The 15,013-nt window shown below is 70.1% G+C and carries 14 protein-coding genes, 1 tRNA gene and 1 pseudogene; 9 read left to right on the top strand and 7 right to left on the bottom strand.

Translation table 11 applies throughout. From position 1 onward, the window contains the following. Positions 1-227: 227 nt before the first annotated feature. The gene (hppD, locus tag ACFU95_RS04275; protein WP_383821464.1) at positions 228-1,373 is read right to left on the bottom strand and encodes a 4-hydroxyphenylpyruvate dioxygenase; all 1,146 of its coding nucleotides are present in this window, start codon (positions 1,371-1,373) and stop codon (positions 228-230) included. 148 nt (positions 1,374-1,521) lie between these two features. On the opposite strand from hppD, the gene ACFU95_RS04270 reads away from it, so the two are divergent. Genes ACFU95_RS04270 through ACFU95_RS04240 form a run of 7 tightly spaced genes read left to right on the top strand, consistent with a single transcriptional unit; the run spans position 1,522 to position 6,609 of the window. Beyond that, on the top strand, positions 1,522-2,001 hold the full coding sequence (locus ACFU95_RS04270; protein WP_030053507.1) for an Lrp/AsnC family transcriptional regulator: 480 nt from the start codon (positions 1,522-1,524) through the stop codon (positions 1,999-2,001). A gap of 35 nt (positions 2,002-2,036) precedes the next feature. Further along, complete coding sequence (locus ACFU95_RS04265) at positions 2,037-2,687, top strand: ABC transporter permease (RefSeq protein WP_383821461.1); 651 nt, start codon at positions 2,037-2,039, stop codon at positions 2,685-2,687. Beyond that, positions 2,677-3,918, top strand: coding sequence for a betaine/proline/choline family ABC transporter ATP-binding protein (locus tag ACFU95_RS04260; protein WP_383821458.1), 1,242 nt, complete (start codon positions 2,677-2,679; stop codon positions 3,916-3,918). The genes ACFU95_RS04265 and ACFU95_RS04260 overlap by 11 nt, the downstream gene beginning before the upstream one ends. Next, positions 3,915-4,805, top strand: coding sequence for an ABC transporter permease (locus ACFU95_RS04255; protein WP_383821455.1), 891 nt, complete (start codon positions 3,915-3,917; stop codon positions 4,803-4,805). The genes ACFU95_RS04260 and ACFU95_RS04255 overlap by 4 nt, the downstream gene beginning before the upstream one ends. Then, the gene (locus tag ACFU95_RS04250) at positions 4,802-5,770 is read left to right on the top strand and encodes a glycine betaine ABC transporter substrate-binding protein (RefSeq protein ID WP_383821452.1); all 969 of its coding nucleotides are present in this window, start codon (positions 4,802-4,804) and stop codon (positions 5,768-5,770) included. The genes ACFU95_RS04255 and ACFU95_RS04250 overlap by 4 nt, the downstream gene beginning before the upstream one ends. 54 nt (positions 5,771-5,824) lie before the next feature. Beyond that, complete coding sequence (locus tag ACFU95_RS04245) at positions 5,825-6,409, top strand: ArsR/SmtB family transcription factor (RefSeq protein WP_383821450.1); 585 nt, start codon at positions 5,825-5,827, stop codon at positions 6,407-6,409. Between the two features lie 14 nt (positions 6,410-6,423). Further along, entirely contained in the window at positions 6,424-6,609 is a 186-nt protein-coding gene (locus ACFU95_RS04240; RefSeq protein ID WP_383821447.1) for a hypothetical protein, read from the top strand. On the opposite strand, the gene ACFU95_RS04235 is transcribed toward ACFU95_RS04240, so the two are convergent. The 6 genes from ACFU95_RS04235 to ACFU95_RS04210 form a co-directional block, all read right to left on the bottom strand. Next, on the bottom strand, positions 6,606-7,397 hold the full coding sequence (locus tag ACFU95_RS04235; protein ID WP_383821445.1) for a PDZ domain-containing protein: 792 nt from the start codon (positions 7,395-7,397) through the stop codon (positions 6,606-6,608). The two genes, ACFU95_RS04240 and ACFU95_RS04235, sit on opposite strands and share 4 nt — an antisense overlap. A 66-nt stretch (positions 7,398-7,463) precedes the next feature. After that, positions 7,464-8,573 (bottom strand): o-succinylbenzoate synthase, encoded by a 1,110-nt coding sequence (menC, locus tag ACFU95_RS04230; protein WP_383821442.1) that lies wholly within the window; start codon positions 8,571-8,573, stop codon positions 7,464-7,466. After that, entirely contained in the window at positions 8,570-9,418 is an 849-nt protein-coding gene (locus ACFU95_RS04225; RefSeq protein WP_383821439.1) for a chorismate synthase, read from the bottom strand. Before ACFU95_RS04225 ends, menC begins: the two co-directional genes overlap by 4 nt. Before the next feature lie 57 nt (positions 9,419-9,475). After that, a complete protein-coding gene (locus ACFU95_RS04220) occupies positions 9,476-10,117 on the bottom strand; it encodes an IclR family transcriptional regulator (protein WP_383821436.1) in 642 nt (213 codons plus the stop codon). Between the two features lie 410 nt (positions 10,118-10,527). Beyond that, the gene (locus tag ACFU95_RS04215) at positions 10,528-12,321 is read right to left on the bottom strand and encodes a DEAD/DEAH box helicase (protein ID WP_383821433.1); all 1,794 of its coding nucleotides are present in this window, start codon (positions 12,319-12,321) and stop codon (positions 10,528-10,530) included. A 205-nt stretch (positions 12,322-12,526) separates the two neighbouring features. Continuing rightward, positions 12,527-13,984: an MFS transporter gene (locus tag ACFU95_RS04210; RefSeq protein WP_383821430.1), complete on the bottom strand. Its 1,458-nt coding sequence runs from the start codon at positions 13,982-13,984 to the stop codon at positions 12,527-12,529. Between the two features lie 178 nt (positions 13,985-14,162). Between ACFU95_RS04210 and ACFU95_RS04205 the strand changes: the two genes are divergently transcribed. Both ACFU95_RS04205 and ACFU95_RS04200 read left to right on the top strand, forming a co-directional pair. Further along, a tRNA-Cys gene (locus ACFU95_RS04205) sits at positions 14,163-14,234 on the top strand. Between the two features lie 128 nt (positions 14,235-14,362). Further along, positions 14,363-15,013: pseudogene (locus ACFU95_RS04200) on the top strand (hypothetical protein); the annotation flags it as partial.

The following is a 15,013-nucleotide window of genomic DNA, read 5'->3' as shown; positions in this document are numbered from 1 at the left end:
GTTACTCCTCCGAAAAAACAAGCGGTCGGTGGGGGAGAGAAGGGGGGGTTGGTCCCCCCCTCTTCCCCTCCTGGGGCCTAGGTCCCCACCCCCACCCCCCCACGACCGGAGAGGCCCGAGCGGGCCGTTGTGGTTGCGCTTTCTACGTTGTGCTTGCCACGACTTCACAGGCTTCGCGGAAGCTTCATCCGCGGCGGTTCGACGCGCGGAGGTCGTACGCGCAGGCTTCAGAGGTTCCCGCGCTTGGCCTGCTCCCGCTCGATCGCCTCGAACAGGGCCTTGAAGTTGCCCTTGCCGAAGCCCATGGAGCCGTGGCGTTCGATGATCTCGAAGAAGACCGTCGGACGGTCCTGGACCGGCTTGGTGAAGATCTGCAGCAGATAGCCGTCCTCGTCGCGGTCCGCGAGGATCTTCATCTCGCGCAGGGTCTCGACGGGCACCCGGGTGTCGCCGACCCACTCGCCGAGGGTGTCGTAGTACGAGTCGGGGGTGTCGAGGAACTGGACGCCGGCCGCGCGCATCGTGCGGACCGTCTCCACGATGTCGTTCGTGTTGAGCGCGATGTGCTGGACGCCCGCGCCGCCGTAGAACTCCAGGTACTCGTCGATCTGGGACTTCTTCTTGGCGATGGCGGGCTCGTTGATCGGGAACTTGACCTTGAGCGTGCCGTCGGCCACGACCTTCGACATCAGCGCGCTGTACTCGGTGGCGATGTCGTCGCCCACGAACTCCTTCATGTTCGTGAAGCCCATGACCTTGTTGTAGAAGCCCACCCATTCGTTCATCCGGCCGAGCTCGACGTTGCCGACGCAGTGGTCGATGGCCTGGAAGGTGCGCTGGGCGGGCGGCTCGACCATCGGCTTCGCGCTGACGTAGCCGGGCAGATAGGGGCCGTCGTAGCCGGTGCGCTCGACGAGGGTGTGGCGGGTCTCGCCGTACGTCGCGATGGCGGCCAGGACGACCGTGCCGTGCTCGTCCTTCAGCTCGTACGGCTCGGCGACGGACGTGGCGCCGTGTTCGAGTGCGTACGCGTACGCCCGTCGCGCGTCCGGGACCTCGATCGCGAGGTCGACGACGCCGTCGCCGTGCTCGGCCACGTGCTGGGCGAGGAAGTGGCCCCAGGTGGTGGCGGGCTTGATGACGGAGGTGAGGACGAAACGGGCGGAGCCGTTCTCCAGCACGTAGCTCGCGGTCTCGCGGCTGCCGTTCTCCGGTCCGGAGTAGGCCACGAGGCGCATGCCGAAGGCGGTCGAGTAGTAGTGCGCCGCCTGCTTGGCGTTGCCCACGGCGAAGACGACCGCGTCCATTCCCTTGACCGGGAAGGGGTCGGCCTGCCGGGCGGTGTCGGGAGTGTGGTGTGTGGTCTGCGTCATAGTCGCAGCCTCACTCCGATGCGGCAAGGTGCGCAATAGTTTCGTTTTTGGCTGGGCAATCTGCTCAGTGAGAGGACCGCCTCGACGGGCTTTCTGTACATGATGACCACTCCGGGCGGCGAGGGTCGGCGAGGAGAGGCGGACGGTCGTGGCGATCGATCATCTGGACGGGCGGATCATCCTGCTGCTGGCGCGGGAGCCGCGGATCGGGGTGCTGGAGATGTCCCGGCGGCTGGGCGTGGCCCGCGGGACCGTGCAGGCGCGGCTGGACCGGCTTCAGTCGAACGGAGTCATCCGCGGGTTCGGTCCCGAGGTGGATCCGGCGGCGCTCGGGTATCCGGTCACCGCCTTCGCGACGCTACAGATCCGGCAGGGGCAAGGGGCCGACGTACGGGCGCACTTGGCCACCGTGCCGGAGGTGCTGGAGCTGCACACGACCACCGGCACCGGGGACATGCTGTGCCGCCTCGTGGCGCGTTCCAACGCCGATCTCCAGCGTGTGATCGACCGGGTTGTCGGTTTCGATGGGATCGTCCGGGCCTCCACGGCGATCGTGATGGAGAACCCCGTTCCGCTGCGGATCATCCCGTTGGTGGAACAGGCGGCGGAGGACCGGGCGAACAGCTAGGCCCTGTGGCCCGCGACCTGGTGGGGTGAGTCCGAGTGAGCTTCTGGGAGTACCTGGGCAACCGCCACCAGCAGCTGTTCACCGACGCCTTGCAGCACGCCGCCGCCGTCTTGCAGTGCATGGTCGTGGCGACCCTGCTCGGGGTGCTGATCGGCGTGGTCACCTACCGCAGCGAATGGGCCGGCAATTTCGCCACCCTGTCCACCTCGGGCATTCTGACCATTCCGTCGCTCGCCATGATCGGTCTGCTCATTCCGATCGTGGGGCTGGGCGTGCCGCCCACGGTGATCGCCCTGACGCTGTACGGTCTGCTGCCGATCGTGCGCAACGCGATCGTCGGGCTGCGCGGCGTCGACCCGACCCTGGTGGACGCGGCCCGGGGCATCGGGATGTCCCGCCTCGCGCAGCTGCTGAGGGTGGAGCTGCCGTTGGCGTGGCCGCCCATCCTGACCGGGATCCGGGTCTCCACGCAGATGCTGATGGGTATCGCGGCGATCGCTGCGTACGCCTCCGGCCCCGGCCTCGGCAATGTGATCTTCCGCGGGCTCGCCTCGCTGGGCAGCGCGAACGCGCTCAACCAGGTGCTCGCGGGCACGCTCGGCATCATCGTCCTGGCGCTGCTGTTCGACGCCGCGTACGTCCTGATCGGGCGGCTGACCATCCCCAGGGGGATCCGTGTCCGATAGCGACGACCACGGCGCCTCCATCGAGCTGGAGAACCTGACCAAGCGGTACCCGGGCAGCCCGCAGCCGGCCGTGGACGACGTGAACATGGAGATCAAGGCGGGCGAGGTGGTCATCTTCGTCGGCCCCTCCGGGTGCGGGAAGTCCACGACGCTCAAGATGATCAACCGGCTGATCGAACCGACCGGTGGCCGTATCCGCATCGGCGGCGAGGACGTCACCGACATCGATCCGGTGAAGCTGCGCCGGGGCGTCGGCTACGCGATCCAGTCCGCCGGACTGTTCCCGCACATGACGGTCGCGCAGAACATCGGGCTCGTACCGGGGATGATCGGCTGGTCGAAGACGCGGATCGCGTCACGGGTGGAGGAGCTGCTCGATCTCGTCGGGCTCGACCCCGGCGAGTTCCACGGCCGCTATCCGCGGCAGCTCTCCGGCGGTCAGCAGCAGCGCGTGGGCGTCGCGAGGGCGCTGGCCGCCGATCCGCCCGTCCTGCTGATGGACGAGCCGTTCGGCGCGGTCGACCCGATCACCCGTGATCATCTCCAGGACGAGCTGATCAGGCTCCAGCACGAGCTGCACAAGACGATCGTGTTCGTCACGCACGACTTCGACGAGGCGATCAAGATCGGGGACCGGATCGCCGTTCTGCGCGAACGGTCCCACATCGCTCAGTTCGACACCCCCGAGGCGATCCTCACCAATCCGGCGGACGACTTCGTGTCCGGGTTCGTGGGCGCCGGAGCGGCGCTGAAGAGGCTGAACCTGACCCGCGTACGGGATGTGGAGATCACCGACTATCCGACGGTGACCGTCGACGACCCGCTCCAGGAAATCTTCAACCGGCTCCGCTCCAGCGGCACGAACGAGATCCTGCTGCTGGACAAGCGCGGACGCCCCTACAAGTGGCTCCGGCGCGGTGACCTGATGCGGGCCCGGGGCTCGCTGGCGCGGGCCGGGACGCTGGTGCACGACACGGTGACCCGGGACGCCACGCTGCGGGACGCCCTGGAGGCGGTCCTCATCGACAACGCGGGGCGCGTCGTGGTGACCGGGCGGCGCGGGGAGTACACGGGCGTCGTCGACATGGAGACGCTGATGAACTCCGTGCACGAGCTGCTGGAGGCGGACCGGCTGGAGGCGCTGGAGGCCCAGCACGAGCTGGAGGGGGCGCGGGCGGAGCGGACGCACGCCGAGCAGGAGGGCGGCGACGGAGGGGAGAAGAAGGCGTGAGCAGCCCCGAGGCCCCCCGGACGAGGGCGGCGGCTCCTGCGGAGACCGACACGGCCGGTGCTGACGAGAGACCCGACGACAGCGACGTCGGCGACGTCGGCGACGTCGGCGACGCCCTCTCCCCCGCCGCCCCCATCTCCTCGAAGCCCCCGCGCCGCAAGGTGAGCTGGCAGAAGCTCACCTTCGTGCCCGCCCTGCTGGTGGCGATGCTGCTGGCGACCTGGCTGTGGTTCCAGCAGGCCGACCTGGACGCGGTCTCCGAGAACGCGCTGTCGGGCGGTCAGGTCTCCAAGGCCCTGTGGCAGCACGTCGAACTGACGGTGATCTCCACCTTCTTCGTGCTGGTCATCGCGATCCCGCTGGGGATCCTGCTCACTCGGCGGGCGTTCCGCAAGGCGACGCCGGTGGCCATGGCGTTCGCCAACATGGGCCAGGCGACCCCCGCCATCGGCCTGCTCGCCCTGCTGGTGATCTGGCTCGGCATCGGCCGGAAGGCCGCTCTGATCGGCATGATCGCGTACGCCGTCCTGCCCGTGCTGTCCAACACGATCGCCGGCCTCGAGGCGAACGACCCGACGCTGCTGGAGGCGGCGCGCGGCATCGGCATGTCCGCGACGGGAGTGCTGACGCGGGTGGAACTGCCTCTCGCCGTCCCCCTGATCCTGGCGGGCGTCCGCACGGCTCTGGTCCTGAACGTCGGTACGGCCACCCTGGCGGTCTTCGGCGGGGGCGGCGGCCTGGGCGTACTGATCACGGCCGGTATCACCAACCAGCGCATGCCGGTCCTGGTGCTGGGCTCGGTCCTCACGGTCGCCCTCGCGCTGCTGGTGGACTGGCTGGCCTCGCTGGCGGAGGTGCTGCTGCGGCCGCGGGGGCTGGAGACATGAGGCGTCGGACGCGGGTGCTCCTGGCGGCGGGGCTGGTGGTGGCGGCTGCGGCCTCCGGCTGCGGCCTGACCAGCGGCTCCCCCATGGCGGACGACGTGCGTCCCGGCACGATCGGTCGGGGCGAGCCGCTCAGGGGCGCCGAGCTGACGGTGACGTCGAAGTCGTTCACCGAGCAGCTCATCCTCGGCGCGATCATGGGCATCGCCTTCGAGGCGGCGGGCGCGGAGGTGCTCGACCGCACCGGCATCCAGGGCTCCATCGGCAGCCGCGAGGCGGTGCGGAAGGGGGACGCCGACGCCGGGTACGAGTACACGGGCACCGCCTGGATCACGTACCTGGGCCGCAGCGAGCCCATCGCCGATCCGCACGCGCAGTGGGAGGCGGTGCGCGAGGCGGACGCGAAGAACGGGGTGACCTGGCTGGAGCCGTCCGCGCTGAACAACACCTACGCCCTGGCGATGAACCAGGCGAACCACAAGAAGTACCGCACCAACACCCTGTCCGAGGTCGCCGCGCTGTCGAAGTCCGACCCGGGCGCGGTGACGCTGTGCGTCGAGGTCGAGTTCGCCAACCGCGCGGACGGACTGCCGGGCATGGAGAAGGCGTACGGCATGGACGTGCCGGCGAAGGACGTCACCCAGATGGACACCGGCATCATCTACACCCAGGTCGCCAAGGGCAGCTGCGTCTACGGCGAGGTCTTCACGACGGACGGCCGCATCAAGTCGATGAACCTCGTGGTGATGCAGGACGACAAGAATTTCTTCCCCAACTACAACGCCGCCCCCATGGTCAACTCCAAGGCCCTGAAGAAGTGGCCGGCCATCCCCGAGATCCTCGACCCGATCAGCAGAAAGCTGAACAACTCCGTGGCACAGGACCTGAACGCGAAGGTGGACGTGGACGGGGAGGACCCGCATCAGGTGGCGCTGGACTGGATGAAGGAGGAGGGGTTCGTGCAGTAGCGGGTTCCGAAGAACCTGTTGCAAAGGGTTCTTTGCAAGAATACCTTTGCAAGTATGACGGAGCCTGAACAGCACCAGGTGCACCACCTCGACGCACGCTCCCTGCGCGGGCTCGCCCACCCCCTGCGCATGCAACTGCTCGACGCCCTGCGCTTCGGCGGACCGGCCACCGCCTCCCAACTCGCCGAGAAACTGGGCGAGTCGAGCGGATCCACCAGTTACCACCTACGACAGCTCGCCGCGCACGGCTTCGTCGAGGACGACCCCGAGCGGGGCAAGGGGCGGGAGCGGTGGTGGAAGGCGGCGGTGCAGGGCCTGAAGTTCGACGACGCCCTCCTGCGTGACCCCAGCCCCGATGTACGCGGGGCCGCCGACCTGTATCTCCACGAGGTCGCCACCACGCAGACCCGCGAGCTGTCGACCTGGCTCGGCACGCGAGGGGAGTGGTCGGACGCGTGGACCCGCAGCACGGACATGAGCAGTTGGACGCTCCGTCTGACCCCACGACTCGCCGGCGAACTCGCCCACAAGATGCACGACTTGATCGACAGCTACCGCGATCGGCCAGAGGTCGCGGACGACCCCGAGGCGAGCACCGTTCGCGTGCAGAGCCGCACCTTCCCCATGAGCACGGACTGAGAGGACGAAGCCCGATGCAGCATCCCGAAACCCGCCTCGCCCTGCACCACGCCCGCGCCGCCGACCTCCGCGCCCAGGCCGGCGCCTACCGCCTGGCCCGACCGGCCAAACCCTCGCACGGCCTTCGCACCCGCCTGGGCTGGACGCTGGTGGAGGTCGGCCTCCGCATCGCCACACCCCGGCCGGTACTGGTGCACTAACAGCCCGGAACCGACCCCTTCCCCGACCCCAGTGCCTCCAGTGCGGTGACCGCGCCCTTCAGGGTGGTCACCGGGATGAGCCGTAGGCCCTTCGGTAGTTCGGCCTTGGCGTCGGAGCACTCCGCCTTCGGGACCAGGAAGACCGTCGCCCCGTCCCGCTTGGCGGCCTGGGTCTTCAGGGACACGCCCCCGACGGCGCCGACCTTGCCGGCGGCGTCGATCGTGCCCGTGCCGGCGATGGTGCGGCCGCCGGTGAGGTCGCCGCCCGCGCCGTCGCCGTTGAGCTTGTCGATGATGCCCAGGGAGAAGAGGAGGCCGGCGCTGGGGCCGCCCACGTCCGCGAGGGTCAGGGTGACCTTGATGCCCTTGTCGTCGCGGTCCAGGTAGTTCAGCGCCGCTTCGGTCGCGGCGTCCTGGGACTCCTTCATCTGCTCGGTGTTGTACCGCTCGATCTCCTGGGTGTTCTGCCCGCTCGGATAGACCGAGTCACGCGGCATGACCGCCTCGTCCGTGCGGAACCAGGCGTCGAGCACGTCACCGAACCGCACGTCCGTGTCGGGGGAGGTCGCCTCGATGGTCGTCATGCGCAGCTGACCGCTGGTGTCCCGGGTCGGCGCACCCGAGATCGTGATCACCGGCTCGCCCTTGTTCTCGCCCAGCACGTCCGCCGTCAGACCGGGCTGCGTCAGCGAGAACGGCAGGGGCGCGAAGGCCGCCGTGGCGAGCAGGGCCACGACCGGCAGGGCGCAGACGGCGACGGCCCGGGGGCGCGTGAGACGAGAGAACACGGGATCAATCTAACGTGGTGGCGGATTCCGGCCGGTCGCAGGTCGGAGCTGCCCAGGGTGCCCCATTCAGGTCACGTACAGGTCTCGCCGCCCCTTGGTGAAGCGCCGCAGTGCCTCCGGCAGCGGCTCCACCCCGATGCCCGGCGTCCGCGGGACCGGGAGGTGGCCGTCCACCAGCACGAACGGCTCCGTGATGTCCTCGGCGAAGTAGCGGCTGGAGGCTGACGTGTCCCCTGGGAGCGTGAAGCCCGGCAGGGCCGCGAGCGCCAGGTTCGCAGCGCGCCCGATCCCCGTCTCCAGCATGCCGCCGCACCACACCGGCACCCCGTGCGCGTACGCCACGTCATGCACCCGCCGCGCCTCCAGATAGCCCCCGACCCGCGCCGGCTTCACGTTCACGACCCGGCACGCGTCCATCGCGATCGCGGACGCGGTGTCGCGGGCGTTGTGCAGGGACTCGTCCAGACAGACGGGCGTCGCGACGCGCTGCTGGAGGCGGGCATGGGCGTACAGGTCGTTCTCCGCCAGCGGCTCCTCGATCAGCAGCAGCCCGAACGCGTCGAGGCGCCGCAGATGCTCGGCGTCCGCGAGCGTGTACGCCGTGTTGGCGTCGACCTGGAGCGGCAGGTCCGTCCCGAAGCGCTCCCGCACGGCTCGCACCGGCTCCAGATCCCAGCCCGGCTCGATCTTCAGTTTGATCCGGACGTAGCCCTCGGCGAGATACCGCTCGACGTCGTCCAGCAGTTCGGCGACGCTCTCCCTTATCCCGACCGACACCCCGGCCGGCACCCGCTCCCGCACCGCCCCGAGATACGTCGCCAGCGACATCCCGTACGACCGCAGCTCCGCGTCGAGTACGGCCGTCTCCAGCGCCGCCTTCGCCAGCTCGTGCCCCTTGATCTTCCGCATCGCCGGGGCGAGGTGGGCCGTACAGAGCACGGGCAGCGAGGCGGCGCGCGGCAGCAGGAAGTCGCGCAGCACGATCTCCGCGCCGGCCACGAACTCCGAGCAGTAGAGCGGCTCGGGGTCGGCCGCGAACTCCGACCAGCCCTCGGCCGTGTCCGTGACGACGTGCAGCAGGAAGGTGTCCTTCGTCGTCATCGTGCCGAAGGACGTACGGAAGGGCGTGACCAGGGGGATCGCCACGTGGACGATCTCGACGCGGGCGAGTTTCACGAGGTGGCCTCCGGGCGGGCGAGCGTGTACCAACCGTCCCGGGACATACCCGCCGCGGTGAAGCCGTCGGCGAATGCCTTCGTGAACACCTCGCGCACGGCCCGCCGCCAGTGCAGCGCCAGCTCGGGATCGGCGGCCCGCAGCGCCACGATGTCGTCCGGCACCCGGCACCAGACGTACCGGTCGGCCGCGTCGCGACGAGCGAGGGGGCCGCCGTCGGGGGCCGGGTGCGTGACGGGCGCGGCCTCACGGTCACCGGTGCCGTCGGAGCCGCCGGAGTCGTACGGCTGTCCGGGCTCGATCAGGTCCCAGGCCACCGCCAGCCGGTCGCTCTCGTCGCCGTCGTTCACGCCGTCCGCCATGGGGCCGTAGAAGTCGACGAGGTACTCGGCGCCGACGGCGCCCAGCTTGACGAGGTTGAACCGGGCGTTACGGCCGACCAGCGGGTCGAAGGTCCAGCGCATCGTGCGCGCCCCGAGCTCCACCGCCCAGGCCCGCTGCGCCTGCTTGACCCGCACCCCGAGCCCCTGCTCGGCGGCGGCCATCAGGGAGTACGTCTCCCGCAGCGCGGGCGGCCCGAACACGGCGACGCTCGCGCCGGCCAGCCGCTGCCCGTCGTACGCGGCGTGCACCGCCCCGCCCGCGTGGGCGAGGCTGTGCAGCGTCTCGGGCAGGACGGGCGGCGCGCTGCGGGGCGTGTGCCATACGTCGCTGAAGTAGTCGGCGACGGCGGCGAACCCGGCGACGTCGTGGACGGTGCGGACGGTGAGTGAGGTCATGCTCCGAGTGTCGAGGTGGTGCCGGTTCTTCGCCCAGACCCCGGACAACGCGTCGGCGTCCTTCATGACACCTCGGCGTCCTTCAGGACACGTCAGCGCATCCGCCGCGCTCCCCCGGGCACCTCACCGCAGCGCGTCCGCCACCTCCCTCGCCGCGTCCACGACCCGCGGGCCCACCCGCTCCGGCACCGCGTCGGCCAGCATCACCACGCCCACGCTGCCCTCGACGCCCGTGACGCCGATCAGCGGCGCGGCCGCCCCGCTCGCTCCCGCCTCCAACTCCCCGTGGGTCAGGGTGTATCCGGGGTCGTGCAGCGGCTGGTGCCGGGCGGAGAGGATCGCCCGCCCCGCGGCCCCGCGGTCCAGGGAATGCCGGAATCCGGCCCGATAGGCCACGTGATAGTCCGTCCACGTCGGTTCGACCACGGCGACGGCCAGTGCCTCCGTACCGTCCACCAGTGTCAGATGGGCCGTCGCCCCGATGTCCTCGGCGAGCGAGCGCAGCGCGGGCAGCGCGGCCTCCCGCACCAGCGGATGCACCTGTCGGCCCAGTCGCAGCACGCCCAGCCCGACCCGGGCGCGGCCGCCCAGGTCACGGCGTACGAGTGCGTGCTGTTCAAGCGTGGCGAGGAGCCGGTACACAACGGTCCGGTTCACGCCCAGTTTGTTGGAAAGCTCGGTGACGGTCAGCCCGTGGTCCGTGTCGGCCAGCAGCTTGAGGACGCGCAGTCCCCGGTCGAGCGTCTGAGAGGTCTCCGCGGTCACGACGCCCACTCCTTAGTGGTGAGGTCGGCAGCCCCCTCGCGGCTGATGCGTCACCGAGTCCCGTCAGTGACGCGCTTCAGAGGCCGCCGATCGGCCGGCGGCCCGGGCTGTCCCGAGCCGCGTCGCTTCACGGCTGCGCTCCGCGGCGGCGCTGCCACGGGGCGTGTGCGTAGCGGGACATTAGCGAAGCCGGTTCGCTGAGCGGAAGGCTCCGTCCAGAATCCGGGCAGCGGCCGGTACGGACCACGCCCGTTCGTCCCGATATACGGCGCGGATACGTCCCCAGGGGCGCGGGGCTGTGTCGATATGCGGCTCCGCCGCGCGGGCGCGACAAACCCCCACCGGCCCGCGGTCGAGACACGACAGGCATCCCCAGCCACCGAACCCCCGCCCAGGCACAGCGCCCAGCGTCACCGCATCCGGGTGGCCCACTCCTGCACCTTGGCGATGCGCTGCCGCAACTGCCCAGCCGTGGCCTCGGCGCTCGGCGGTCCCCCGCACACCCGCCGCAGCTCGGTGTGAATGACCCCGTGCGGCTTGCCGCTCTGGTGGACGTAGGCGCTGACCATCGTGTTGAGCTGCTTACGGAGCTCCATCATCTCCTTGTGCGAGACGACGGGCCGCCGTTCGGCGGGCAGCTCCAGCAGGTCGGCCTCGGCGTCCGGCTTCTTGCGGCTGTGCGCGATCTGCCGCGCCTGCCGCTTCTGGAGGAGCATCTGCACCTGATCCGGCTCCAGCAGCCCCGGAATCCCGAGGTAGTCCTGCTCCTCTTCACTCCCCGGGTGGGCCTGCATGCCGAACTCGGCACCGTCGTAGAGCACCCGGTCGAAGACGGCCTCGGACTCCAGCGCCTCGAAGGAGAACTGCTCCTGCTCGCCGGTGTCCTCGTCCTGCTCCTTGTTCGCCTCCTCCATCTCCTTCTCGGATTCGGCGTACGGGTCCTCCTCGCCCTCCTTCTTCGGCTTGTCGAGGGCGTGGTCGCGCTCGACCTCCATCTCGTTGGCGAAGGTGAGGAGGTCGGGGACGGTCGGGAGGAAGACGGAGGCCGTCTCACCACGCCGGCGTGAACGCACGAAACGCCCGACGGCCTGCGCGAAGAAGAGCGGGGTGGAGATGGTGGTGGCGTAGACCCCGACGGCGAGCCGCGGGACGTCGACGCCTTCGGACACCATCCGCACCGCGACCATCCACCGGTCGTTGCTGCCGCTGAAGTCGTCGATCCGCTTGGAGGCGCCGGTGTCGTCGGAGAGGACGAGGGTGGCCTTGCTGCCGGTGATCTCACGGATCAGCTTGGCGTACGCCCGCGCGGAGTCCTGGTCGGAGGCGATGACGAGGGCACCGGCGTCCGGGATGGCCTTCCTGACCTCGGTCAGCCGCTGGTCGGCGGCGCGCAGCACGCTGGGCATCCACTCACCCCGCGGATCCAGGGCCGTACGCCAGGCCTGGCTGATCGCGTCCTTCGTCATGGGCTCGCCGAGCCGGGCGGCGATCTCGTCGCCCGCCTTGGTGCGCCAGCGCATGTTGCCGCTGTAGGAGAGGAAGATGACGGGCCGCACGACATGGTCGGCCAGCGCGTTCCCGTACCCGTAGGTGTAGTCGGCGGCGGACCGCCGGATCCCGTCGTTCCCCTCCTCGTACGTGACGAAGGGAATGGGGTTGGTGTCGGACCGGAAGGGCGTACCGGTGAGCGCGAGCCGCCGGGTGGCGGGCTCGAATGCCTCAAGACAGGCCTCACCCCAGGACTTGGAGTCGCCGGCGTGATGGATCTCGTCGAGGATCACCAGGGTCTTGCGCTGCTCGACCCGGTTGCGGTGGAGCATGGGCCGCACGCCGACACCGGCGTATGTGACGGCGACACCGTGGTAGTCCTTGCCGAGCGGCCCCGCGCTGTACTCGGGATCGAGCTTGATGCCTATCCGCGCCGCCGCCTCCGCCCACTGCTTCTTCAGATGCTCGGTCGGCGCGACCACGGTGACCTGCTGCACGACATGGTGGTGCAGCAGCCAGGACGCCAGAGTGAGGGCGAAGGTCGTCTTGCCGGCGCCGGGCGTGGCGACCGCGAGGAAGTCACGCGGCTGCTCCTGGATGTACTTCTCCATCGCCCCCTGCTGCCAGGCACGCAGCTTGCTGGCGGTGCCCCAGGGGGCACGGCCGGGGAAGGCGGGGGACAGGTGGTGCGAGGAGGAGGCGGCGGTGGTAGTCACGGTCTCCGTAAGGGGTCGGGCTCGGCTACGTATGACAACCGGGCCACCCTACCGGCGCCCCACCGGTGCCCAGGCGCGGACCAGGCCGGGTCACGCACGGGTGGGACCGACGTCACACGAGGCCGCGCCTTTCAGCCCGTCCGGCACTTGAGGACGAGGCCCTGCGGGCCGAAGCGGGGGTCCAGGGGGCGGCCGCCCCCTCAACTCACCGCTCACGCAACCGCGTGGTCACCCACGCCCCCACCAACGCCACCCCCGCCATCGGCAGGAACACGGCCGCGAACGCCGCCGGATGCGACCCGGCGCCGGACACCCCCGCCGTCCCATGGCTCACCGCGCCACCGCCCAGAGCCGCGAACGCGGCGCCTCCGGCGGCCAGCAGCACGACATTGGACAGCGCGTCCGACATCTGGAGCGCCGCGGAGTTGGTGCCGGCCTCCTCGGGGGCGGAGAGATGGAGCAGCAGCACGCTGGTGGAGGAGATGACCAGCCCCATCCCGAAGCAGCCGAACCCCCACGCCACGGCGACGGTCCAGGCGGGCACGGAGTCGATCAGCACACTCGGCGCGGCGGCGATGGAGGCCGCGACCAGCACCATCCCCAGCGTCATCAGACGTTCCCGATACGGCTCCACCCGCGGCCGCGACTGCAGCCACGATCCCAGCGCCCACGTCCCCCCGCCCGCCGCGAGCGAGAACCCGGCCGACGTCGGCGACAGCCCCCGCTGGGTGACCAGCATCAGCGGCACGAAGGACTCGGCCGCGACGAACGACCCCGCAGCGACCCCGCGCAACAGCACCACGGACGGAAGTCCGCGCGCCGCCCGGTACGTACCGCGCGGGAGCAGCCCGAGCACGGCCGGCACGAGGAGCGCGGCGCCGGCGACACCGGGGACGAGGGAGAGCCACCGCAGGTCCTGGGCGGCGTACTGGAGCAGCCCGGCGCCGAGGGAGATACCGAGGGCGAGCCGGATACGACGCCGGTCGAAGGAGGCGGCGCGGGCGGACGGGTCGACCGGCCCTCCCGCCCGCCGTCGTATCTGCGGCAGCGCGAGCGCGAGCGGGAACACCACGAGCACCGGTATCCCGACGAACACCCAGCGCCAGCCCAGGTGCTCGGTCACGGCCCCGGCGGCCAGGGGCCCCACGATCGACGGCACGACCCAACTCGCCGCGAACGCCGCCATGATCGCCGGCCGCAACCGCTCCGGGTAGGCCCGCCCGACGACGACGTACAACGCGACGATCACCAGCCCGCCCCCGAGCCCCTGCACGGCCCGCCCGAGAATGAACAGCCACATGGCCCCGGCGGTCCCGGACAGCAGCAGCCCGGCACCGAAGGCGGCGATCCCCGTGGTCAGCGCCCCGAGCGGCCCCCGCCGGTCCGACCACTGCCCCGCGAGCACCATCCCGAACAGGCTGGTGGTGAAGTACCCCGAGAACGCGAAGGCGTACAGCGACACCCCGTCCAGCTCCCGCGCGGCCACCGGCATGGCCGTCCCGACGGCGGTCGCCTCGAAGGCGATGAGCAGCACGACGGAGACGATCCCGACGCTGAGAGCCCGGTACGCCCGGCTCAGCACGGTCTCCTCGGCCCCGGGTACCAGGGGGGCGGCGTCGGCTCTCTTCGCGACACCGGTGTCACGCGGCTCAAGGACAGTCATGGCCGCCAGCGTAAGGGCCACAACCGCCCTTGACCCCTGTCGGGAGACGGGCCCTGCCCTCGGACCTTGGTCGTACGACCGCCGTGCTTCATGAACGGGGTGTGGCAGTCCCATTGCAGGGTCGAGGGTCCCCTTGTTCCCTTCCCGCACCCGCCTCTACGGTCGAACCATCGATCAAGGCCGTGTGCCCGAGTGGTTCAGGGGCTCGCCTGCAAAGCGAGTTACGTGGGTTCGAATCCCGCCACGGCCTCTTATACGTGGTCTGATCTGCGCAAACGCGGAACAGTCAGCGCCTCCCGGCTCTGTGACTCCTAGTCGTCATGGAGCCGGGTAAGTCGCTTGACGCTCTGGCTCCTCGAACCGAGGGAGCCATAGACCATGGCTGAGGCAGTACAGAGGGGTGCGCGCAAGAGCGCGCTACGCGCTCCTAGGAGAGTCGCCGAGAGCGCGACAGACACAGACACGCGTGCGCACTCAGCGGCGTCCGTACATGCGCTCACGTCGCCCGAGGACGTCAGGGCAGCGCTCATCAGCGAACTCGACTTGCACCTGTCGACCACGACGAACAAGCACGGGCGCCCGTTCCAGCGGAAGACGATCAACGCCTACGTCAACGCGGGCAAGGCACTGAGTGCATGGATCGGCGCATCGCAGCACGTCAACGCGGTGGGTGTGGAAGTCACCTCGTTCACTGACGTGGATGTCTCGACAGCCAACGCGTTCTTCCGCTGGTGGTACCAGACCAAGGACGTACCCAAGAGCCAGGACGGGAAAGGCGGATACACGGGCGGGGTCAACACGACGCAGCGGAACCTCCGTGCGCTGTTCGTCTACCTGGCCGAGGAGTACGACCACCCGAACCCGTACGACGACCCGAAGTTCCACAAGTACGCGGCTCCGCAGCTCGGCAAGCCCAGGACGCTGTCCGAGGAGTTGAGGGGCCTCGCGTTTTCCGGACTGGTGTCTGACCGTTCATTTCACGCGACGGCTCGCAACTTCACATGTTCGGCGTGGACTTCTCGCGGAGGG

This window comes from Streptomyces sp. NPDC057623 (genome assembly GCF_042800355.1).
Lineage (GTDB): Bacteria > Actinomycetota > Actinomycetes > Streptomycetales > Streptomycetaceae > Streptomyces.
This window is presented reverse-complemented; position numbering and strand designations above follow the sequence as displayed.